Raw genomic sequence first — 21,704 nt, 5'->3', positions numbered from 1 at the left:
CCAAAAAGGTGGGGGCCAACATCATGGACAAGAAAATCGTGAGCGCCTGCTTCGCGGGGTTGCATTGCCGTTACGACGGAAAGCACAACCGGGTGGAAGAAATCGTGGAATTGATTCGGAGCGGAGAAGCGATTCCGGTTTGTCCCGAACAGTTGGGCGGTTTGAAGACCCCGCGACCTCCCGCGGAGATCGTGGGCGGGGACGGCGATGACGTGCTTGACGGAAAAGCCCGTGTGGTGGACAACCGGGGGAATGACGTGACCGAACAATTTTTGCGGGGTGCCCGTGAGGCACTGGCCTTGGCAAAGGCCGTGGGGGCCAAACACGCGATTCTCAAGGAGAAAAGTCCGTCTTGCGGAAGCTGTGCCATCTATGACGGAACGTTCAGCGGTCGGAAAAAGCCGGGAGCCGGCGTGACCGCCGCCCTGTTTCGCCGACATGGCATCCGCGTGGAATCGGAAGAGAATTTCTCAAAAAAGGCCCCCCCTTGCGAAACGGGGGGCAGGGCAGGCCGCGATTCCGGCGAATGATGGCAAGAAGCCCGCGATGAAAAAAGCGTTACCGAAGCGGGACGGCAACGCGCATCTTTCATGTCGACTCAGGAAGTGGCGGTTTTCCGCTGATGCTCCTTCATGAATTTGCGGTATTGGAAGTACATCGCGAGACGCCAGGGAAGGAGCATGCCGAAGGCCAGGATGAAAAACACGGAAGCGGTTTGGAACACGTCGATGTGCTGTTCGATCCAGGAGTGAAGCAAAATCCGGATGGAAAACAATGAGAGCAGGATCCAAACAAGTGCTTTGGAACGTTTGACATATACCTTTCCGTCCACCATGTGGAAGGCAGTGGCCCGGATCAGCGGAACGGAGAACAGGAGCGATCCGGTCAGAAATGCGATCAGTGCCCAAGACCAGGGGATGTGGGTGGGCGGATACACAAACATCAAAAAACCCGTGCTCATGCCGAGGGGCGGCAAAAGGATTTTTTGAACGTTGACCGGCCGGTTGGCGGCACGAAGACGGAAGATGATCATCGTCGTGGCCATGACGAAGGCGGCCAGCGGGGCCAACCAGTGAAGATGCAGCGGCAAAGTATGCGCCATTTCCGTCCCTCCTCATCTGACATCAACCTAGCACAATCGTGATTCTTTGTAAATAAGATATACTTGACTTGATGGGAAGATTCAGGGAGAATGATCATACCGTCACATCGGAACATTGCAGCGGCGAGGAAGAAGGAGAGTAGCGCGACCCGGTCCGTCCAGAGAGCCGGCGGCAGGTGCAAGCCGGTCGGTCCGACGCGTGAATGGGCTTCGGAGCCGCCTTTCCGAAGGGGAATCTCCCTGGTAGGAAAGGCCGGGAACATCCCGTTATCCGCATGAAGTGCGTTCGGCAGTCGGTGCCGGACGAAAAAGGGTGGTACCGCGAGCAACCGCTCGTCCCTTTGCGGGGCGGGCGTTTTCTTTTTTTCAAAAATACGGAAGGAGTGAGCATCCATGCGTGTATTGTCCGGCGTTCAACCGACCGGGGTGCTGCACTTGGGCAACTACCTCGGAGCGGTCAAACAGTTTGTCAAGTTGCAGGATCAGGCGGAATGTTATTTCAGCATTGTGAACCTTCATGCCATCACCATTCCCCAAAACCCGCAGGTTCTGATGGAAAAGACCCGCGATGTGGCGGCGATTTACCTGGCGGTGGGACTGGATCCGAAGAAGGCAACGATTTTTGTCCAATCTCAGGTGAAAGCACATGCTGAAGCGGCTTGGCTCCTGCAGTGCGTGGCCCGGGTCGGCGAGCTGAACCGCATGATCCAGTTCAAGGAGAAAGGCAAGGGTTCGGATTCGGCGGTCGCCGGTTTGTACACCTATCCGGTGTTGCAAGCGGCTGACATTCTCCTGTATCAGGCCACGCATGTGCCGGTGGGGGATGACCAGAAACAACACCTGGAGCTGACGAGGGACATCGCCGAGCGGTTCAACCGGGATTACGGGGAAGTGTTCACCGTTCCGGCCATCCTGGTCAACGAGGTGGGGGCCCGGATCATGGCTCTCGACAATCCCGAAGTGAAGATGAGCAAGAGTGCCGAGAGCGAATACAACTACATCACACTGTTGGATGACCCGAAAAAAATCGAGAAGAAATTGAAGCGGGCCGTCACCGATTCGGAAAACGTGATTCGTTATGATCCGGAGACGAAGCCGGGCATCAGCAACCTGTTGGTGATTTACAGCCAGCTTGCGGACCTTTCCGTTCGTGAGCTGGAGAAAAAATACGAAGGTGTGGGTTACGGCCGCTTCAAAAAAGATTTGATCGAGGTGACCGTCGACACGCTCACCCCGATCCGGGAGCGGTATCATGAGATCCGTTCTTCGGAGGAACTGGACCGCATTCTGCGGGAAGGGGCCGAACGGGCTTCCGGAGTGGCCGAACAGACGCTTTGCCGCATGAAAGAGGCCATGGGCATTTTGTGAAAACGGACTCAGCCGACGCAAATGCGATGCGTCGGCTGATTTGATCGTTGTCGGGGAGGATGGGTTCGGAAGGGTTGTAATCGGCTCGAAAATGGAATAAAATGTATCGCGAGTAAAAATCGCCGGGTGATCCACCCGGCTCGATTTTTTCCGGGAGGGGAGACCCATGATCAGGTAACAGGAACAACCCGCTTACGGCTTGGCTGCCTGCTCGTCGCATTTGATCGTTTGAGAGGAGATCATGCATATGTCACAATCTGAACATGCGAAGAGATTCGATCTGCGGAGATTTTCCTTCCTGGTCATTTATGTCGTGTTTTTCGCCGTGTTGAATGAAACGGTGTTCAACGTGTCCATCCCCAAGATTGCCGAACAGTACGGTCTCGCCCCGACCGAGGTCAGCTGGGTGGTCACCGCGTTCATCATTTCCTTCGGAGTCGGACAGATCATCTTCGGCAAGTTGGCCGATGTGTACGAGTTGCGCCGGCTGATGATCATCGGCATTCTCACGTATGCTGGTTCATCCCTGCTGGGAGCCTTGCTTGAGGCATGGTATCCGGCGGTGATTGCGTCGCGCGTGATTCAGGGGGCAGGCGCGTCGGCGCTCCCGGCCCTCACCATGGTGATCGTCGCCCGTTACTTCACTCCGGAGCAACGGGGGAAACTGTTCGGACTGTTCACCTCCACCGCCTCGTTCGCGGTGGGAGTGGGACCCGTGATCGGGGGCTTTGTCTCCCGCTATCTTCACTGGTCCTTTCTGCTGCTCATCCCCTTGTTCACGGTGGTGACCATCCCGGCCTTTCTGAAATGGCTTCCCGAGGAAGAATCGAAGCGGACCGATGCCAAGGTGGACATTGCCGGGGCGGCCCTCCTGGCAATCGGATTCACGGCGCTGGTGATGTTCTTCACCTTGATGGATTGGATTTGGCTGGTGGCAAGCGCGGTCCTCGCGACCTGGTTTGTCTTTCACATCCGCCGTGTTCCCGAACCGTTCGTGGACCCCGGGCTGTTTCGAAACCGAAAATACACGTTCGGAGTGGGCATGGGCTTTTTGCTGTTCGGGGCCATTTTCGGGGTGATCTTTTTGATCCCGCTGATGATGACCCATGTGCACGGCCTGACGACGGACCGGATCGGGCTGATCATGTTCCCGGGAGCGTTCAGCGCCGTCATCTTCGGAACGGTGGCCGGGCATCTGACCGCCAAAAAAGGGGATTACGCGGTGGTTCTGACCGGTTTGGGATTGGCAAGCGGCAGTTTGTTCCTTCTGGCGGGAGTGACCGACAGGTGGGTGTGGCTCATCAGCGGTGTGTTGGTTCTCCTGTACATCGGCCAGTCGTTCGTGCAAACGGCCATGGCCGAAACCATCACCCGGACTCTCCAGCCTGAGCGGATCGGGGTGGGCATGGGCTTTTACGGTCTGAGCGCGTTCATCTCCGGGGCGATCGGCACGGCGGGAGTGGCCGCCCTGCTGTCAAGCGGGCTGTTTGATTTCCGGCTTCTTCCGTTCGGATTGGAGAAGGCCGCCCTTCCGTACAGCAATCTGTTCCTCGTATTTGCCCTGATGGTGGCGGCTTCCGGGCTTGTGTATGCGTCCGTGTTCGGGAAAGGACGGGAACCCGGGCCGGTGCGGACGGCTTCCGATCCCCGTTGAATTCATGAGTCACGGCTTGGCGGAATGAAAAATCCCGCCAAGCCGTGATTTATTTTGTTTTGATAGAATAAAACCAGGATGGTTCCGAAAATTCGGTCAGGAGAAGGGATGAAACATGAGAAGGGCATGGAAAGAGTTTTTTCTGTTTCCCGACATTCTGATCCTCAGTCTCGCTTTTCCCGTATTGGTGGTGTCCGGTTTCCTTGTTTCCGGGACCGGGCGGGCGTGGTTGGGCATACCGGTCGGCGCGCTTTTGTTTTCCGCAATGGAATACGCCACTCACCGCTTTGTGTTTCACATGTCGCCTCCCAAACATCCCGTTCTGTTCAAGCTGCTTCGCCGCCTGCATTATGATCACCACGAACGACCGGATGATCTGAAGCTCCTGTTCCTGCCGATTTGGTACAGCGGACCCCAGCTGATTCTGGTCGGCGCCGTCACCCTGTGGCTCACCGATTCATGGGGATGGGCGCTGCTTTTGACCGCCGGTTCGGTTCTCGGATTGCTTCATTACGAGTGGACGCATTATGTGGCCCACAGGCCCGTCAGACCGATCACCAAATGGGGGAGGAGGCTCAAGCGGCAACACTTGCTTCATCATTTCAAAAACGAACGTTACTGGTTCGGAGTGACGCACAGCGTGTGCGACCGGCTATTCGGAACGTTCCCCGACGAAAAAGAGGTACAGACCAGTGCCACGGCGAGAAAACTGACGGGCGAAAAGTCCGGATAACAAAAAAGCGACCCATCGGATGGGTCGGCTTCGCGGCGTATGAATGCTATCAAGCCTGTGCCTTGACGGCGTTGAATTTTTTCATCAGGCGGGATTTTTTCCGTGCCGCTGCGTTTTTGTGGATCAGGCCTTTGGTCACGGCCTTGTCCAGAGCGCGGGTAGCCTGTTGCAGGAGTTCCGCTGCGTTGTCCTGGTTTTGTTCCAGGGCGACCAGGAACTTCTTCACGGACGTCCGCATGGCCGATTTTTGGGAAGCTCTGCGGGCGCGACGGATTTCGTTCGTTTTGGCCCGTTTGATCGCCGATTTGATGTTTGCCAACAGTTTCACCTCCCGGACAGTGGGTTCCGCATCCCCATTTCGTGCAACATGGACTATTCTAGCACGTGATCAGTCAAAAAGCAACAATGCCGCACATTGAAGAATAAACGGGCAACGGCCATTCAACAATAGGGGGTGAGTGATGCGGAAAGGAAGTGATCAGATGAGCGGGATCCACGATTTGAAGTTGCCCGGGTTTCCCATCCGGACGGACCTTGCCCGGGAAGCGCATGCCATGGCCGTTGCCCGGCGCGGGCAAGACACGGAGATTCCGGGAGTACGGGTGGATGAGCGCGTGGAGGACGGAGTGACCGTCAGCTGGATGTGGATTGAAGAGGGGGAAGGTGCCGGCGAAATGGGGAAGGTTCCGGGAACCTATCTCACGTTGGAGGCGCCCGGGCTGCGATCCCGGGATTCCATGTTGGAAAAACGGGTCACCGAGCTGTTCGCGAAGGAATTTGCCCGGTTTTTGGAGGAAGTGGGAATCGCTCCGGATGCCAAATGCCTGATCGTGGGATTGGGAAACTGGAACGTCACGGCGGACGCGCTGGGACCGCTGGTGGTGAAACACACCATGGTGACGCGCCATTTGTTTCGTCTGGCCCCGGAAGACGTGCAGGAGGGATATCGCAGCGTCAGTGCCATCTCCCCCGGCGTGCTCGGGATCACGGGGATCGAGACCAGTGAAATCGTGCAGGGGGTGGTCGAAAAATCGAAGCCGGATTTTGTGATCGCTTTTGACTCTTTGGCGTCCAGGGCTCTTTCCAGGGTGAACACCACCATTCAGGTGGCTGACACGGGAATCCATCCCGGGTCGGGAGTCGGCAACAGACGAAAAGCTCTCAACCGGGAAACGCTGGGGGTTCCGGTGATTGCGGTCGGCGTGCCCACCGTGGTGGATGCGGTCACCATCGCCCATGATGCCATCCATTACGTCCTTTCCCATCTGAGCCGGGAAATGTCGGGGGCCCCGTCGCATCCGCTCAATCCGAACGGGGGTGCCACGGTGAAAGAATTGCAATCCCACACCGTGGATCCGGAAACGGGGCAAAAGATGTTGGGCTTGGTCGGAAATCTCCCGGAGGATGAAAAGCGCCGGCTGATTCACGAAGTGCTGTCTCCGCTGGGTCAAAACCTGATCGTCACGCCGAAGGAAGTGGACGATTTCATCGCCAACATGGCCAAATTGATCGCCAACGGGGTCAACTGCGCCTTGCATGAAGCCGTCAACATGGGCAATGTGGCGTCCCACGTGGAGTAGGCCGGAAACCCTTCCGGATCATGTAACAAAGAATCGATGGCCCGCCGCTCCTGAAGAAGAACCGGGCTGAATCCGCTCCTGTCTGTTGCTTGCAAATGCGGCCGGCGGCTTTCATACGGGCTTTGTCACACGACCGCTCAGGCGGTTTTTTCTTTTTTGAACCGCCATCGACTCTATGTCCGGTGTTCTAAACAACCCTCTCTTTTTCATAGATTGAAAGCAAGACAAGCCCGGAGGGGCGAAAAGAGAGGGACGTGACCATGAGGAAGGGATTTCGCGGATTCACCGCTTACAACATGTCGAAACCGGGAATCCGTCGCGCCTTTGTGATGCTGTTTCTGTCGGCGGCGGTCATTTTCGCGTTTGTCGGAACGTTTGCCATGATTCAGGCGGAACGGAGCATGAGAGCCACCGACCTCGGCAAAGTGACGTCCCACATTTCCCCTCGGACCCTGATCATGATCATGGCGGAAAACATTCCGTATCTCAGGGAGACGAACGGATTGTCCGGGATGGATGAAATCGTCGGTCGCATCGTGTTTGAAGCCGCCACGAGCGTGAATTTCCGGGATCCCCGGACCTTCCTCGGAAGAGAGTTGCCGCTTTTTGCTCTTTTTGACAGCGAGATCGACATGGCCAGCGCCGGTGTGGATTATACATCGATTCCCATCGAATCTCCCCCTCCTCCGGAATTGGAGCGGGAGATCATCAAAGCCATGGAACAAGAAGAAAAAAAGCCGGAAAAACCGAAAGAGCCCGTAACACCGGGCAACACGGAAAAACAGGTGATCATCTACAACACGCACTTCTGGGAATCTTATCTCCCGGAAATCGGGAAGAAAAACCCGAATCAGGCCAGCGATCTGAACAAGAACATCACCCTCGTTTCCAAGCATTTGGCGGCCGAATTCGAAAAGCTGGGCATCGGGGCGATCACCACCCAACGAACGTACACTTGGGCCAACTCCTATCAAAAATCAAGGAAAATGGTGCAGGAAGTGATGCAACGTCATCCGCGGGCCCGCGTGTTGATCGATCTTCACCGGGATTCGAACCGGAGGGACAAGACCACCATCACCGTAGGCGGAAAGACATATGCCAGGCTGGCGTTTGTGGTGGGCCGTTCCAGTAAAAACTATGAAGAGAATTTGCGTCTGGCCAGGGAGATGCATCAGCGGATCAACCAACTCGTTCCGGGACTCTCCAAAGCGGTGATCACCAAGGAACGGGAAGGCGGCAAAAACAACGGGGAATACAATCAATCTCTCTCTCCCGACAGCATGCTCGTGGAAGTGGGAGGCGTGGACAACACATTTGAGGAGGCCTTCCGCTCGGTGGAGATTCTGGCCAGGGTGGTTGCCGAGCGGATTCACGACGCGGAACCGGTCATCGGCCGGCCCGCTTCCGGACGGGGGGATCGATGAACATGGGCGCAGCGGTTCGAATCATCGGATTGGTCGGCATGCTCCTGATCGGCATGGCCATCGGCGTGAACGCCGCAGAGAAGAACATGCAGGAAATGCAAGGATTGGACGGAGCCGCCAGAGCCATTCAGATCACTCCCAAGGACGGTCGGATCGAGATCGCCGTCCTTGGGCAAAATGTCCAAACCATGAGTCCGGTGCCCGAGGCCGACCCGGAAAAAGTCCGGCAAGCCGTCAGCAAAGTTCGTGAAAGCGGCAATGTGCTGGCCACTTTGCTGAACCACGTCGGGACGGTCGTACGTGATTCGGTTCGGGGAATCAGCGGCTGGCTGATCGAATGGATGATGGAAGACCGGTGACGCTTTCCCGCCCGGACCGGTTTGCTGTCCGTGCGATGACAAACGCACCGGTGAGGATGGCCGGACAGTGGATCGACGAACGGATCCGTGGTGCGGGTCCTTGGGGGCCCGCACCACGGATTTCCGCCCGTTTCAGGAGTCCTCCGACTCCTTTTTTTGTTTCCGGAAACCGGCGGAAGCGCGGAATTTCATTGAAGAATCGTCGCTTGCGCTGGTATAATTAATCGATGCATGGTTTCGTTTTGTTTTTTCGGGAGGGAATGAAGCGGGAATGGACAAAAAAGAGCGTCAGAAAATGATTCGAAACTTCTCGATCATCGCGCATATCGACCACGGGAAATCCACGTTGGCCGACCGGATTCTCGAGATCACCGGAGCACTCAGTGAACGGGAAAAGCAAAACCAGTTCCTTGACAAGATGGACTTGGAGCGGGAACGGGGCATCACCATCAAGCTCCAGTCCGTCAGGCTTCCCTACAAAGCCAAGGACGGGAAGGAATATGTGCTCAATCTGATCGACACGCCCGGTCACGTTGATTTCACGTACGAAGTGTCCCGAAGTCTTCAGGCGTGCGAAGGTGCCCTGCTCGTGGTGGATGCGGCGCAGGGAGTGGAAGCGCAGACGCTTGCCAACGTGTACCTGGCGCTGGAAAGCGAGCTGGAGATCATTCCCGTTATCAATAAAATCGACCTGCCGAGTGCCGACCCCGAGCGCGTCCGTCAGGAGATCGAAGATGTGATCGGCCTGGATGCCGGCGATGCGGTATTGGCGTCTGCCAAGACAGGCATCGGGATCGAAGAAATTCTGGAACAGATCGTGGAAAAAGTGCCGCCGCCGTCGGGGGATCCGGATGCTCCTCTTCGCGCGCTCATTTTCGACTCATTGTACGATCCGTACAAAGGCGTGATCATCTACATGCGCGTGGTGGACGGCACCATCAAAAAGGGAATGCGGATCAAGCTGATGGCCACGGGCAAGACGTACGAAGTGACCGAAGTGGGCGCATACACCCCGCACCAGAAGGAAATGGATGAGCTCACGGTGGGCGAGGTCGGTTACGTTTGCGCGAACATCAAAAACGTGAAAGACACCCGGGTGGGGGACACGATCACCGATGCGGACCGTCCCGCTCCCGAACCGCTGCCGGGCTACCGGAAAATCAACCCCATGGTGTTCTGCGGACTTTATCCGGTGGATTCCTCGGAATACGACGATCTCCGGGAGGCACTTGAAAAGCTGGAGCTGAATGATGCGTCGCTTTCCTATGAGCCGGAGACGTCCACGGCACTCGGTTTCGGGTTCCGCTGCGGATTCCTGGGGCTTTTGCACATGGAGATCATCCAGGAACGGCTGGAACGGGAATTCGGCATTCAACTCATCACCACCGCTCCGAGCGTGGTGTACAAAGTCCACCAAACGGACGGAACGGTTGTTGAAATCGAAAATCCGACCCGCATGCCTCCGCAGCAGAAGATCGAACGTGTCGAGGAACCTTATGTCCGCGCAAGCATCATGGTCCCCAACGAATACGTGGGTGCGGTGATGGAGATTTGTCAGGGGAAACGCGGTCAGTATGTGGACATGAACTATCTCGACACCAACCGGGTCAACCTGATCTACGAGCTTCCGCTGGCCGAGATCGTGTACGACTTTTTCGATCAGCTCAAATCCGGCACCAAGGGATACGCCTCTTTCGATTATGAACTGATCGGATACAAACCGTCGGACCTGGTCAAAATGGACGTGCTTCTGAACGGGGAAGTGGTGGACGCCCTGTCGTTCATCGTGCATCGCGAGAAAGCGTACCAACGCGGACGGGCATTGGTGGAAAAGCTGAAAAAGCTCATCCCGCGGCAGATGTTCGAGGTGCCGATCCAGGCGGCCATCGGCAACAAAGTGGTGGCACGCGAAACGATCAGCGCCATGCGCAAAAACGTGCTTGCCAAATGTTACGGCGGTGACGTCAGCCGGAAACGGAAGCTCCTGGAAAAGCAGAAAGAGGGCAAAAAGCGCATGAAGGCGGTCGGTACCGTCGAAGTGCCCCAAGAGGCGTTCATGGCCGTGCTGAAAATCGATGACGACAAATAACGGTTTGGATTGAAAACTGCAAACAAACGCGTGAAGAGCTTTCCGACGGAGGGAAGACCGGTGCAAGCGCGCCGCGGAGCCTTTCATTCTTCCCGGAGGAAAGCGAACGGCTTGCGCGCGTGACAAAACGGCCGCCTGCGGTATTCGCTCGCGGCTTTGATTTTATGCCTGGGAGGAATCGACATGCCGCCCCGCGCGGTTTACATTCACATTCCGTTTTGTTCCAACAAATGTCATTATTGCGATTTCACCGCTTATGTGGTGAACGGACAACCGGTGGATGATTACCTGGATGCGTTGGAACGGGAAATGGAGCTGACGGTCCGGGACGTTCCCCCGGATGAAATCCGCACCGTGTTCATCGGCGGGGGAACGCCGACGGTGTTGACCCCCCGTCAGATGGAGCGTCTCCTGAAGGCCGTTGCCCGACATTTTCCCCGGTGGTCCGAGGAGCGGGAGTTCACGGTGGAAGCCAATCCGGGAACGACCGGAACCGAGCTCTTGAAAGTGATGAAAGCGGGAGGGGTCAACCGAATCAGTTTCGGAGCCCAAACCTTCCGCCCGGATCTGCTTTCGCGGATCGGACGGATTCACGGGAAGGAAGACATCATTCGCAGTGTGGAATCCGCCAGGAAAGAGGGGTTTGACAACCTCTCTCTGGATCTGATGTTCGGTTTGCCGGGACAAACCGTGTCCGACATGGAACAAACCCTGGAAGAAGCGCTCGCCCTCGATCCCGGACATTTCTCCTGCTACAGTCTCAAGATCGAAGAAGGAACCTTGTTTCATCACTTGCATGAACGCGGACAGTTGGCCCTGCCGGAAGAAGAGGAAGAAGTGGAGATGTACCGCCTGATCATCGAGGTTCTGAGGAGAAACGGATACCGCCAATACGAAGTGAGCAATTTCGCCCGGCCCGGTCGGGAAAGCCGTCACAACTCCGTGTACTGGAAGAACGAAGAATATTACGGATTCGGGACGGGAGCCCACGGGTATGTAGGCGGTGTCAGGCACGCCAATATCAAAGGGGTCGGGGAGTATATCCGTCTCATCCGGGAAGGGAAGCGTCCTGTGGCGGAATCCTTTTTTGTGGAAAAAGAAGAAGATATGGAGAACTTCATGATTCTGGGACTCCGGATGCTCGATGGGGTTTGCCGCATACGGTTTGAACAGCGGTACGGCCTGAAGTTGGATCGGGTGTTCGGTCCCGTGATCCGCAGGCTGACGGAAACGGGCCTGCTGCATGACGACGGGGACAGGATCCGTCTCACCGATAGAGGGCTGTTTCTGGGGAACGAAGTGTTCGCCGCATTTCTCGGAAACGCAGAAATTTAAGGGATCGTTGACATGTTTTCGGCCGTTTGGTAATTTAAAATCAGGTTATTAGCACTCGTGGGATCAGAGTGCTAACAATTGGGAGGGAGGCAGATGTTGACCGAGCGGCAGAGACTGATCCTCTGGGCGGTGATCGACGATTACATCGTCTCGGCAGAGCCGGTTGGATCCCGGACGGTGTCCCGCAAAAAGGGCGTGGGATTCAGCGCGGCGACCATCCGAAATGAGATGGCCGACCTGGAAGAAATGGGGTTTCTCGAGCAACCGCATACATCTGCCGGACGAATTCCTTCGCAAAAGGGATACCGTTTTTACGTTGACCATCTGCTCAAGCCATATATGTGGACCAAGGAAGATCTGATGGCGCTTCATGAATATTACGCCATGAAGGTCGATCATTTGGAACAGGTCATCAAGCACACCAACGCGGTCCTGTCCAACCTGACCAATTGCGTGGCTTTCATCCTCGGGCCGAAACAAATGGAAAGCCGGCTGAAGCACCTCCAGATCATCCCCCTGCATGATCATCTCGCCGTATCCATTCTGGTGACCGACAGCGGTCACGTTCATCAGCAACGCGTCACCTTCCCGGAGGGAGTTTCCCTTTCTTCCGTGGAAAAACTGGTTAACCTGCTGAACCATCGGCTGGCCGGGGTGCCGCTTTCCAAAATCAAGGCGGTCATGGCCAAGGAACTCTATGAAGAACTGAAACGGCATGTGGAACATTTCGAAAAGCTGACCACGCTTCTGGACCGCATTCTCCAGGCGGAAGACGAAGAGCGCGTGTATGCCACCGGTGCCACGAGGATTCTGGAGCAGCCCGAATTTCGTGACGTCCACAAATTGAAGGCACTGCTCGATCTGATCGAGGGCGGAGGGGTTCTGGCACAACTGGTTGAGCCGAACTCCAACGGTGTTCAGGTGCGCATCGGTTGTGAGAATGATCTGGAAGCGGTGAATGATTGCAGCATCGTTTCGGCACCGTTCCGAATCGTCGGGGATGTCGTCGGAACCATCGGAGTGCTCGGGCCGACCCGAATGGATTATGGTCGGATCATCAATCTTATTGACTTTTTGTCCAAAGATTTCTCCAGAAGGTTGAGCACTCTGTACGAAACAGAATAAACTAGTGAATATAGGTTTCGACATCCGGTGGGGACCCGTGTGTTCCCCTCACGGCCTTTGACAGAAAGGAAGGGAAGACCCGGTGCCGGACAAACAACAGTTTCACGCTGAGAATGAACAAACGAAGCTTTCCACGCTTTTGTCCAATGCCGCGGCCGTCCGTTCCGTGGCGTCCGCCGTTGCATCCACGCTCGGTCCCAAGGGACTCGACACGATGCTGGTCAACTCCAGCAACGAGGTGATCGTGACCAATGACGGCGTGACCATTCTGGAGCGGATGGAAGTGGACCACCCTGCGGCCAAAATGATCGTGGGAGTAGCCAAAGCACAACAGGAGGAAGTGGGTGACGGTACCACCACCGCCACTCTTTTGGCGGCAGCTCTGGTGGACGAGGGCGTAAAACAGGTGGCACGCGGGGTTCCCGTCGCCAAGGTGATCGCCGGCATCCAGCGGGGGATCCGTTTTGCTTTGAACAAGATGAAGGAAAAATCCCGCCCCATCTATGAACTGGATCATGATGAATGGCTTCAGCGGATTGCTTACACCGCCAGCCGGGAAGACGAGGAAATCACGCAAGCGGTCATCGAAGCCGCCCAGATGGTGGGCCGTGAGAAGCTCTTGGAAAAGAATTTCAGGCTCTCCAGCTGCGTGATGGCTCATCCCCGTGCCGAAAACATCGTGTTTTCCGGCACCATGATCCGCCGCGGGCGTGCCAATCAGCAAATGCCCGTGTTCAAGGAGAACGCCCGGGTGCTGGTGCTCGCCGACTCTCTCGAACCGGAAACGGTGGAAGAAGAAGCCCGGGGAACGGATGCCGGATTCGCCAAACAGGAAAGATTGCGCCAAGACTTTTACGTGTTTGTGGAAAAACTCATCGAGTTGAACGTGGGTCTGGTGGTGATCGGCGGCGGGATTGATGCGTATGCCGAAGAGGTTTTGACCGATGCGGGAATCATCGCCGTGTCGGGAGTGAATCAGGAAGATCTGGAACGGATTGCCGAACATACGGGAGCCCGGATGGTCAAGCGGAGCAGTCTTCGCAGATCCGTGGAAGAACTGGATGCCTTCATCGGTTTTTGCACGGAAGCCGAAGATGATGAAGTGCTCGGCTGGTTCCGTGTCAGCGGAGGTCGGGGGAAACCGTTTGCCACCATTTTGGTGGGAGCTTCCACCGAAGAAGTGGTGGGAGAAAAGGAACGCATCTGTCGGGATGCCGCATCTGCGGTCCAGGCTGCGATTCGTGGCGGTTTCGTACCGGGAGGCGGAGCCATCGAGCTGGCCATCGCCAGGGAAGTGGAGCATTTCAGGGATACCGTGCAGGGAATGGAGCGTTTCGGGGTTTCCGCCGTGGCGGAAGCATTGCAGAAGCCGATGAGCCGGGTTGTCGCCAATGCCGGATTCAATCCCCTGGAAAAAATCGAACAGGTCAAAGCGCTCCAGCTCAAAAGGCAGTCCGATTCGCTGGGCATTGACTGCGACCGGGGAACGGTGGCGGACATGATCGAAATGGGCGTCATCGATCCGCTTCCCGTCAAGGCGCATGCCCTCAAAGCGGCCGGAGAGGTGGCTGCGGCGATCCTCCGCATCCATACGGTTGTCAAGATGAAAGACGAGCCGCAATCGTAAGTATCTGTCATGGGAGGATTTGTTCATGCTGGATCAGGAAAAGCGGGATTTCCAGCAGACGTCCGGGGAATATCAATCTCAGGACGCGCGGGAACCCGACACCCGTCCCGAACGTCTGGAATTACATTCCGAACGTATGGAATTACATATCGAAAGTTCGGATTGGAAGGATTCGGCCGACGTGCACTCTCCTGAGTCCGAAATCGAAAGGCTGCGCGCCGAACTCGAGGACGCAAGGCGGATCGCCGCCGATTGGAAAGCTCAGGCGGAAGAAGCGCGGGAGCAGCTTCTTCGCAACATGGCTGATTTTGAGAATTTCCGGAAACGTGCCCGCAAGGACAAGGAAGAGGCCGTCAAGTATGCGGCCGTCCCCTTGCTGGAATCCTTGTTGCCGGTATTGGACAACTTTGAACGCGCTCTTGACTTGGCCGATCAACAGGAGCATCCCGTTTCTCCCGAACTGGAGGCGTTCATCAACGGGATTGACATGGTATACCGTCAATTTCTCCAGACTCTCGGGCAGGCCGGTCTCAGCATGATCGAGGCCGAAGGGCGACCTTTCAATCCGTACGAGCACAATGCCGTGATGCAGGTGGAGGCCGGGGATGTGGAGTCCGGAACGGTTGTCGAAGAGCTGCAGACCGGTTACCGATATCTGGACCGGGTTTTGCGCCCGGCCATGGTGAAGGTCAGCGTCTGAGGGCGGTCGTCCCGGATGATGACCGACATGCGGATCGAAGCCGTTTTCACCCGTTGACCGTTTTCCCGCGCGGGAGCGGACGGGAAGTTTAACGGCGTTGCCTGATTTTTGCTCATCGTTGTCCCGGACGCTGGCCGATAGATGCCAACAGACGGATTCGCAGATGTGGGAGGTAGCACTGAAATGGGTAAAGTGATTGGAATTGACCTGGGAACCACCAACTCATGCGTGGCCTTCTGGGACGGAGGAGAACCGGTGGTCATTCCGAACGCGGAAGGCGGCCGCACCACTCCGTCCGTGGTCGGATTTTCCAAGACGGGTGAGCGTTTGGTCGGGGAAGCGGCCAAACGTCAGGCGATCACCAATCCGGACAAAACCATCATTTCCATCAAGCGTCACATGGGAACGGATTACAAGGTCCGGATCGATGACAAAGAATACACGCCGCAGGAAATCTCCGCGATGATCCTGCAAAAGCTGAAAGCGGACGCCGAAGCATATCTCGGCGAAGAAGTGACCGATGCGGTCATCACGGTGCCGGCATATTTCAATGACGCCGAGCGTCAGGCCACCAAAGATGCCGGAAAAATCGCCGGTCTGAACGTGCGCCGGATCATCAACGAACCGACGGCCGCCGCTCTGGCCTACGGTCTTGAAAAAGAAGGAGACCAAAAGATCCTGGTGTTTGACCTGGGGGGCGGAACGTTTGACGTCTCCATCCTGGAACTGGGCGACGGCGTGTTTGAAGTGCTGGCGACCAGCGGAGACAACCGGCTGGGCGGTGACGATTTCGACCAGGTGATCATCGACTGGCTGGTGGAAGAGTTCAAGCAGGAGCACGGCATTGATCTGAGTGGCGAATCCATGGCGATGCAGCGCCTCAAAGAAGCGGCCGAAAAGGCGAAAAAAGACCTGTCGGGCGTGCTGACCACCACCATCTCCCTGCCGTTCTTGGCCATGGATGCCACGGGTCCGAAAAACCTTGAGCGCACACTGACCCGCGCAAAATTCGAAGAGCTCAGCGCTCATCTGATCGAACGGACGCTGGGTCCCACCCGTCAAGCTCTTTCCGACGCCGGTCTGAATCCGTCCGACATTGACAAGGTGATCCTCGTCGGCGGTTCCACCCGGATTCCGGCCGTGCAGGAAGCGATTCGGAAGCTGATCGGCAAAGATCCGTCCCGCGGTGTCAACCCGGATGAAGTGGTGGCGATGGGTGCGGCCATCCAGGGTGCGGTTTTGAACGAAGAACTGAAAGACATCGTGCTGCTGGACGTCACTCCTCTCTCCTTGGGAATTGAAACGTTGGGAGGCGTGTTCACCAAGCTGATCGACCGGAACACGACCATTCCGACCGAAAAAACCCAAATCTTCTCCACGGCCGCGGACAACCAGACCACGGTGGACATTCACGTGCTTCAGGGAGAACGGCCGATGGCGAAGGACAACAAATCGCTGGGACGCTTCCAGCTGACGGGCATTCCGCCGGCCCCGCGCGGCATCCCGCAGATCGAGGTCACCTTCAAGATCGACGCCAACGGGATTGTGCACGTGTCTGCGAAAGACAAGGCCACCGGCAAGAGCCAGGCGATCACCATCCAGTCCAGCGGAGGTTTGTCAGACGAAGAGATCGAGCGGATGATCCGCGAAGCCGAAATGTACGCCGAAGAGGACAAAAAACGTCAGGAACTGGTGGAGCTTCGCAACAAAGCGGACCAGCTCATTTATACCACCGAGCGCACCATCAAGGATCTCGGAGACAAAGCGGATGCGGCGGATGTGGAAAAGGCGAACCAAGCCGTCGAAAGCCTGAAAGGCAAGCTGGAATCGGATGATGCCGCAGCCATCAAGGCCGCGACCGAAGAACTTGAAAAAGCCGTTCAGGAACTGTCGGTCAAGCTGTACCAAAAAATGCAGCAGGACTCTGCACAGGGAGGCGAACAATCCGAAGCGAAATCCCGGGATAACGTGGTAGACGCAGAATTCGAAGAAGTCAAGGAAGATGACAAGTGATCCCTGAGAGGCTTCGGCTTCTCACCGGAAAGTCAGCGCCCGGGTCTTGCCCCGGCGTGACTTTCCGTTTTTTGTGCGAAAGGGCCCGGCCTGCGAAACTGATGCATGAGGGAGATGGATGAGGAGGTGAATCGGGTGAGCAAGCGCGACTACTATGAAGTCCTCGGTGTCCAAAGAACGGCCACGGATGAAGAAATCCGAAAGGCCTACCGCAAATTGGCCCGCAAGTACCACCCGGATGTGAACAAGGAGGCGGACGCCGAACAGAAGTTCAAGGAAGTCAAAGAAGCATATGAAGTGCTGAGCGACCCGCAAAAGAGAGCCAACTACGACCGGTTCGGGCATGCCGGCGGAGACGGCGGCTTCGGAATGGGGGATCAGGGCTTCGGAGCGACCGATTTCGGATTTGGCGATATTTTCGATATGTTTTTTGGAGGCGGTCGCCGGAGCAATCCTCATGCGCCGAAGCAGGGGGCGGATCTGGAATATCGCTTGCAGATTGAATTCAAGGATGCCGTGTTCGGCAAAAATGTGGATGTGGTCATTCCGCGCACCGAGACGTGCGATACGTGCTTCGGAAGCGGGGCAAAACCGGGGACGCATCCTGAAACCTGCAGCGCTTGCCGCGGAACCGGACAGACGGAGGTTGTGCAGAACACTCCGTTCGGCCGGATCGTCAATCGCCGTGTCTGCCATGTTTGCGGCGGAGAAGGACGGATCATTCGGGAGAAGTGCCACACGTGCGGCGGAAGCGGAAAGGTCAAACGGAAGAAAAAGATCAATGTCAAGATTCCGGCCGGCATTCACGAAGGAGCACAACTCCGGGTTGCCGGGGAAGGAGAGCCGGGAATCAACGGCGGGCCTCCGGGCGATCTGTACATCACCATCCTGGTGAAGCCGCACGATGTGTTCCGCAGGGAAGGAGACGATCTCGTATGCGAGCTGCCGATCACGTTCGGTCAGGCCGCCCTCGGTGACGAAGTGATCGTTCCGACGCTGGATGGACGGGCACGTCTCAAAATTCCCGCCGGAACCCAAACGGGCACCGAGTTTCGCTTGCCGGGCAAGGGTGTTCCGAGATTGCGGGGGTATGGTGAAGGGGATCTCAGGGTCAAGGTTCGCGTCGTGACCCCGACCAAACTGACCGATGAGCAGAAAGAAGCTCTTCGCCATTTCACGAGATTGTGCGGCGAATATATCAAACAGGAGCAATCCACCAACTTCTTCGACAAGATGAAACAGGCATTCCGTGGTGATTGATGTCACCACGGACACTCCGGGCATCTTTTTCCGGAATCACAAAAAGGATCCATGCAATCACAACGGGCGTGACCGCCCGTTTTTCTTCATCATTCATCATGGAAAGGGGGCGGCCGGGTGAACTGGACGGAAATCAGTGTTCACGTCAGTCGGGAAGCGCAGGAAGCGGTCAGTCACCTGCTGCAGGAAATGGGAGCGGACGGAGTGGCCATCGAAGATCCGGAAGTCCTCCATCGCGCTTGGGACAGCCGATACGGTGAAATCGTCGAACTCAATCCCGATGATTATCCGAGCGAGGGGGTCATCATCCGGGCCTATCTTTCGGAACTTGAACTGATCGATGCCGACGGGTTCTGCGAGCGCGTTCGCAAAGAACTGAACTGGCTTCGGGAGCTCGGATTGGATCCGGGCCCGGCGGAAGTGACGCACCGGCTCGTTGCGGAGGAGTCATGGGCCGATGAATGGAAAAAGTACTATCGCACCGTGCGGGTGTCGGATCGATTGACCATCAAACCGCAATGGGAGGACTACACGCCTTCGTCTCCGGAAGAGCAGGTGATTGAACTGGATCCGGGGATGGCATTCGGAACGGGGACCCATCCCACCACGCTGCTGTGCCTTCAAATGCTGGAGAAGCATGTGCGGCCGGGGATGCGCGTCATCGATGTGGGATGCGGAAGCGGCGTCCTGTCGGTGGCTGCCGCCAAGCTGGGAGCCGGACGGGTCCTGGCCTTGGATCTCGATCCGCTGGCCGTGGAGAAATCACGGGAGAATGTCGGACTGAACCGGGTGGAGGATGCGGTGGTGGTCCGACAGGGAGATCTGTTGCGGGGCGTGGGAGAAACCGCAGACCTGGTGGTCGCCAACATTCTGGAGGAGATCATCCGGAAGATGGCTTATGACTTGCCGCGTGTGCTCGTTCCCGGCGGATGGTTCATCGCTTCCGGAATCATCGCGGAGAAAGCGGAAACCGTCCGTGAAGCCCTGTCCGATCAGGGACTTCGCGTGATGGAAACCGTTCACCAAGACGGATGGGTGGCGATCACGGCAAAAAAATGGTAAAATGGCGGGAGTGTCATTATGCAGCGTTACTTCACGGCGCCTGAGCAAATCAGCGGAGGTTTTGCCCGGATCATCGGCGAGGATGTTCACCACATCCTGCGTGTGATGCGTTGCCGTCCCGGCGACCGGATCATCGTTTGTGCCGGAACGGGGACCGATTATCTGTGCGAAATCACGGAGACCGGCGCGGAAGAGGTCCTTTGCCGCATCGTGTCGGAATCTCCGTCCACCGGGGAACCGGTGACCCGCCTGTGGATTGCCCAATCCCTGACCAAAGGAGACAAATGGGAGTGGGTGCTGCAAAAGGGAACGGAAATCGGAGCCGCCGGATTCATCCCGTTCACATCCGAGCGGTGTCTGATCAAAATAGACGAAAAAAAAGCGGACAAAAAACAGGCACGCTGGCGGAAGATCGTCAAGGAAGCCGCGGAGCAGTCCCATCGGGGAAGAGTGCCGGAAGTTGCACCGGTCATGAACTGGAAAGACCTGCTTCGGTCGGTGGCCCGGTTTGAAGCGGCTTTTCTCGCTTGGGAGAAAGGTGGAAAGGCGCTCAAGAGAGCCATCGCCGAAACGGAGGCTTCCGAGATCTTGCTGATCGTCGGCCCTGAAGGAGGATTTTCCGAACGGGAAGCGGAGGAGGCCGCCGGCTCGGGAGCCGTGCCGATCTCTCTCGGCAGCCGCATCTTGCGGGCGGAAACGGCCCCTCTTTTCGCGGCGTCCTGCATTTTGTTCGCCAGAAACGATCTGGGAGGTGAAACCGAATGAAAACGGTCGCGTTTCATACATTGGGTTGCAAAGTGAATTCCTATGAAACGGAAGCGATTTGGCAGTTGTTCAAACACGCCGGTTATGAACGCGTCGATTTTGAGGAGACGGCGGATGTCTATCTCATCAATACCTGTACGGTCACCAACACGGGGGACAAGAAGAGCCGCCAGGTGATCCGGAGGGCCATCCGGCGAAATCCGGATGCCGTGATTTGTGTCACGGGATGTTACGCCCAGACTTCTCCCGATGAAGTCGCGGCCATTCCGGGAGTGGATATCGTCGTCGGAACACAGGGCCGGGACCGGCTGATCGAGTACGTCGACCGTTTCTTGAAGGAACGGCAACCGATCAACGCCGTGGGCAACATCATGAAACAACGAACCTTCGAAGAGTTGGACGTTCCGGCGTTCAGTGACCGGACCCGTGCATTCCTGAAGATCCAGGAGGGGTGCAACAACTTTTGCACGTTTTGCATCATTCCGTGGGCGAAGGGGCTTTCCCGCAGCCGCAAGCCGGAAAACGTCCTGGAACAGGCCCGCAAACTGGTGGATGCCGGCTACAAGGAAATTGTGCTCACCGGGATCCACACGGGCGGTTACGGCGATGATTTCGAAAACTACAAGCTGTCCGATCTGCTGTGGGACCTTGACAAAGTGGAAGGGCTGAAGCGGATCCGCATCAGCTCCATTGAAGCCAGCCAGATCGACGACAAGCTGATCGAAGTGCTCAACGCCTCGGAAAAAATGTGCCGTCACCTTCACATTCCGCTTCAGTCCGGAGATGACGACGTGCTGAAGCGCATGCGGCGCAAATACACCACCGCCGAATACCGGGAGACCATCCTCAAACTGCACGAAGTCATGCCGGGTGTGGCCATCACGACCGACGTGATCGTCGGTTTCCCGGGTGAAACGGAAGAGCAGTTTGAAAACGGATACCGGTTCATCGAAGAGCTGGGCATGTATCAGCTGCATGTCTTCCCGTATTCCAAACGTTCCGGCACACCCGCGGCCCGCATGCCGAATCAGGTGCCGGAGGAAGTGAAACACGAACGGGTGAAACGGCTGATCGACCTTTCCAACCGGTTGACGCTCACTTACGCGCGAAAATTTGTCGGGGATGTGCTGGAAGTGATTCCCGAGCGTCCGTACCGCGAAGATTCGGACGACGGTCTGTATGTCGGTTATGCGGACAACTACATCCAGGTGGTGTTCGAAGCAACCCCCGACATGGTCGGCAAGGTTTGTCGCGTGCGGATTGACGAGGCGGGGCCGGAAGTGTCCAAAGGAACGTTCGTGCGCATCGTCGATGAAGTTCCTGCTTCGGCGACGCGCGAAACAGCCTGACGAAAAGGAATCGATGCCGGTTGTTTCCGCGACGGGAGACCTTCCCGGCGGTGAAAGACCGGACACCGCGGGCAACCATTCACCATCGGAGACTTCCGGTGGTTTTTTCTTTTTCCTCCTGGTGTCCGGGCGGCCGTTCCGTCGGGAAACGGCGGGACA

Annotated in this window: 18 protein-coding genes, 1 pseudogene and 1 other annotated feature; of the genes and pseudogenes, 17 read left to right on the top strand and 2 right to left on the bottom strand. The window is 56.8% G+C overall.

What is annotated here, in order from left to right:
• Positions 1–23 precede the first annotated feature (23 nt).
• The gene (locus tag EG886_RS09180) at positions 24–530 is read left to right on the top strand and encodes a 2-thiouracil desulfurase family protein (RefSeq protein WP_124727857.1); all 507 of its coding nucleotides are present in this window, start codon (positions 24–26) and stop codon (positions 528–530) included.
• A 68-nt stretch (positions 531–598) separates the two neighbouring features.
• On the opposite strand, the gene EG886_RS09175 is transcribed toward EG886_RS09180, so the two are convergent.
• A complete protein-coding gene (locus EG886_RS09175) occupies positions 599–1,102 on the bottom strand; it encodes a CcdC family protein (protein WP_124727856.1) in 504 nt (167 codons plus the stop codon).
• A gap of 117 nt (positions 1,103–1,219) precedes the next feature.
• Positions 1,220–1,446, top strand: a binding site (T-box leader).
• Positions 1,447–1,495: 49 nt separating this feature from the next.
• Between EG886_RS09175 and trpS the strand changes: the two genes are divergently transcribed.
• The 3 genes and pseudogenes from trpS to EG886_RS09160 form a co-directional block, all read left to right on the top strand.
• A complete protein-coding gene (trpS, locus tag EG886_RS09170) occupies positions 1,496–2,470 on the top strand; it encodes a tryptophan--tRNA ligase (RefSeq protein WP_124727855.1) in 975 nt (324 codons plus the stop codon).
• 247 nt (positions 2,471–2,717) lie between these two features.
• The gene (locus tag EG886_RS09165) at positions 2,718–4,124 is read left to right on the top strand and encodes an MFS transporter (RefSeq protein ID WP_164491754.1); all 1,407 of its coding nucleotides are present in this window, start codon (positions 2,718–2,720) and stop codon (positions 4,122–4,124) included.
• 268 nt (positions 4,125–4,392) lie between these two features.
• A pseudogene (locus tag EG886_RS09160) lies at positions 4,393–4,857 on the top strand (sterol desaturase family protein); the annotation flags it as partial.
• Between the two features lie 49 nt (positions 4,858–4,906).
• On the opposite strand, the gene rpsT reads toward EG886_RS09160, so the two are convergent.
• Positions 4,907–5,176, bottom strand: a complete 270-nt coding sequence (rpsT, locus tag EG886_RS09155) for a 30S ribosomal protein S20 (protein WP_124727852.1) — start codon at positions 5,174–5,176, stop codon at positions 4,907–4,909.
• Between the two features lie 142 nt (positions 5,177–5,318).
• Between rpsT and gpr the strand changes: the two genes are divergently transcribed.
• The 13 genes from gpr (at position 5,319) to mtaB (ending at position 21,545) form a co-directional block, all read left to right on the top strand.
• Positions 5,319–6,437 carry a GPR endopeptidase gene (gene gpr, locus EG886_RS09150; RefSeq protein ID WP_420894143.1) on the top strand — a complete coding sequence of 373 codons (1,119 nt, stop codon included), beginning with the start codon at positions 5,319–5,321 and terminating at the stop codon, positions 6,435–6,437.
• A gap of 260 nt (positions 6,438–6,697) precedes the next feature.
• Positions 6,698–7,861 (top strand): stage II sporulation protein P, encoded by a 1,164-nt coding sequence (gene spoIIP / locus EG886_RS09145; protein WP_124727850.1) that lies wholly within the window; start codon positions 6,698–6,700, stop codon positions 7,859–7,861.
• A 2-nt stretch (positions 7,862–7,863) separates the two neighbouring features.
• Positions 7,864–8,220, top strand: a complete 357-nt coding sequence (locus EG886_RS09140; RefSeq protein ID WP_164491753.1) for a DUF3679 domain-containing protein — start codon at positions 7,864–7,866, stop codon at positions 8,218–8,220.
• A 271-nt stretch (positions 8,221–8,491) separates the two neighbouring features.
• Positions 8,492–10,309, top strand: coding sequence for a translation elongation factor 4 (gene lepA / locus EG886_RS09135; protein ID WP_124727848.1), 1,818 nt, complete (start codon positions 8,492–8,494; stop codon positions 10,307–10,309).
• Between the two features lie 183 nt (positions 10,310–10,492).
• Positions 10,493–11,644 (top strand): radical SAM family heme chaperone HemW, encoded by a 1,152-nt coding sequence (gene hemW, locus EG886_RS09130; RefSeq protein ID WP_124727847.1) that lies wholly within the window; start codon positions 10,493–10,495, stop codon positions 11,642–11,644.
• Positions 11,645–11,737: 93 nt separating this feature from the next.
• Positions 11,738–12,769, top strand: a complete 1,032-nt coding sequence (hrcA, locus tag EG886_RS09125; RefSeq protein WP_124727846.1) for a heat-inducible transcriptional repressor HrcA — start codon at positions 11,738–11,740, stop codon at positions 12,767–12,769.
• A gap of 82 nt (positions 12,770–12,851) precedes the next feature.
• Positions 12,852–14,396, top strand: a complete 1,545-nt coding sequence (locus tag EG886_RS09120) for a TCP-1/cpn60 chaperonin family protein (RefSeq protein ID WP_124727845.1) — start codon at positions 12,852–12,854, stop codon at positions 14,394–14,396.
• Between the two features lie 25 nt (positions 14,397–14,421).
• A complete protein-coding gene (gene grpE / locus EG886_RS09115) occupies positions 14,422–15,096 on the top strand; it encodes a nucleotide exchange factor GrpE (protein WP_124727844.1) in 675 nt (224 codons plus the stop codon).
• A 183-nt stretch (positions 15,097–15,279) separates the two neighbouring features.
• Complete coding sequence (gene dnaK / locus EG886_RS09110; protein WP_124727843.1) at positions 15,280–17,109, top strand: molecular chaperone DnaK; 1,830 nt, start codon at positions 15,280–15,282, stop codon at positions 17,107–17,109.
• A 135-nt stretch (positions 17,110–17,244) separates the two neighbouring features.
• The gene (gene dnaJ, locus EG886_RS09105) at positions 17,245–18,369 is read left to right on the top strand and encodes a molecular chaperone DnaJ (RefSeq protein WP_124727842.1); all 1,125 of its coding nucleotides are present in this window, start codon (positions 17,245–17,247) and stop codon (positions 18,367–18,369) included.
• Between the two features lie 117 nt (positions 18,370–18,486).
• Entirely contained in the window at positions 18,487–19,431 is a 945-nt protein-coding gene (gene prmA, locus EG886_RS09100) for a 50S ribosomal protein L11 methyltransferase (RefSeq protein ID WP_124727841.1), read from the top strand.
• An 18-nt stretch (positions 19,432–19,449) separates the two neighbouring features.
• Complete coding sequence (locus EG886_RS09095; protein WP_124727840.1) at positions 19,450–20,196, top strand: 16S rRNA (uracil(1498)-N(3))-methyltransferase; 747 nt, start codon at positions 19,450–19,452, stop codon at positions 20,194–20,196.
• The gene (gene mtaB / locus EG886_RS09090) at positions 20,193–21,545 is read left to right on the top strand and encodes a tRNA (N(6)-L-threonylcarbamoyladenosine(37)-C(2))-methylthiotransferase MtaB (protein WP_124727839.1); all 1,353 of its coding nucleotides are present in this window, start codon (positions 20,193–20,195) and stop codon (positions 21,543–21,545) included. Before EG886_RS09095 ends, mtaB begins: the two co-directional genes overlap by 4 nt.
• Positions 21,546–21,704: the final 159 nt, after the last annotated feature.

Source organism: Staphylospora marina, assembly GCF_003856495.1.
Classification (GTDB): domain Bacteria; phylum Bacillota; class Bacilli; order Thermoactinomycetales; family Thermoactinomycetaceae; genus Staphylospora; species Staphylospora marina.
Note: the sequence above shows the minus strand (reverse complement) of the source record. Positions and strands in the feature narration are given on the sequence as shown.

Excerpts from the sequence above, each read along its gene's own strand:
- EG886_RS09180 (WP_124727857.1), top strand. The coding sequence starts at position 24 with ATGGACAAGAAAATCGTGAGCGCCTGCTTCGCGGGGTTGCATTGCCGT.
- EG886_RS09175 (WP_124727856.1), bottom strand. The coding sequence starts at position 1,102 with ATGGCGCATACTTTGCCGCTGCATCTTCACTGGTTGGCCCCGCTGGCC.
- trpS (WP_124727855.1), top strand. The coding sequence starts at position 1,496 with ATGCGTGTATTGTCCGGCGTTCAACCGACCGGGGTGCTGCACTTGGGC.
- EG886_RS09165 (WP_164491754.1), top strand. The coding sequence starts at position 2,718 with ATGTCACAATCTGAACATGCGAAGAGATTCGATCTGCGGAGATTTTCC.
- gpr (WP_420894143.1), top strand. The coding sequence starts at position 5,319 with ATGCGGAAAGGAAGTGATCAGATGAGCGGGATCCACGATTTGAAGTTG.
- spoIIP (WP_124727850.1), top strand. The coding sequence starts at position 6,698 with ATGAGGAAGGGATTTCGCGGATTCACCGCTTACAACATGTCGAAACCG.
- EG886_RS09140 (WP_164491753.1), top strand. The coding sequence starts at position 7,864 with ATGGGCGCAGCGGTTCGAATCATCGGATTGGTCGGCATGCTCCTGATC.
- lepA (WP_124727848.1), top strand. The coding sequence starts at position 8,492 with ATGGACAAAAAAGAGCGTCAGAAAATGATTCGAAACTTCTCGATCATC.
- hemW (WP_124727847.1), top strand. The coding sequence starts at position 10,493 with ATGCCGCCCCGCGCGGTTTACATTCACATTCCGTTTTGTTCCAACAAA.
- hrcA (WP_124727846.1), top strand. The coding sequence starts at position 11,738 with ATGTTGACCGAGCGGCAGAGACTGATCCTCTGGGCGGTGATCGACGAT.
- grpE (WP_124727844.1), top strand. The coding sequence starts at position 14,422 with ATGCTGGATCAGGAAAAGCGGGATTTCCAGCAGACGTCCGGGGAATAT.
- dnaK (WP_124727843.1), top strand. The coding sequence starts at position 15,280 with ATGGGTAAAGTGATTGGAATTGACCTGGGAACCACCAACTCATGCGTG.
- EG886_RS09095 (WP_124727840.1), top strand. The coding sequence starts at position 19,450 with ATGCAGCGTTACTTCACGGCGCCTGAGCAAATCAGCGGAGGTTTTGCC.
- mtaB (WP_124727839.1), top strand. The coding sequence starts at position 20,193 with ATGAAAACGGTCGCGTTTCATACATTGGGTTGCAAAGTGAATTCCTAT.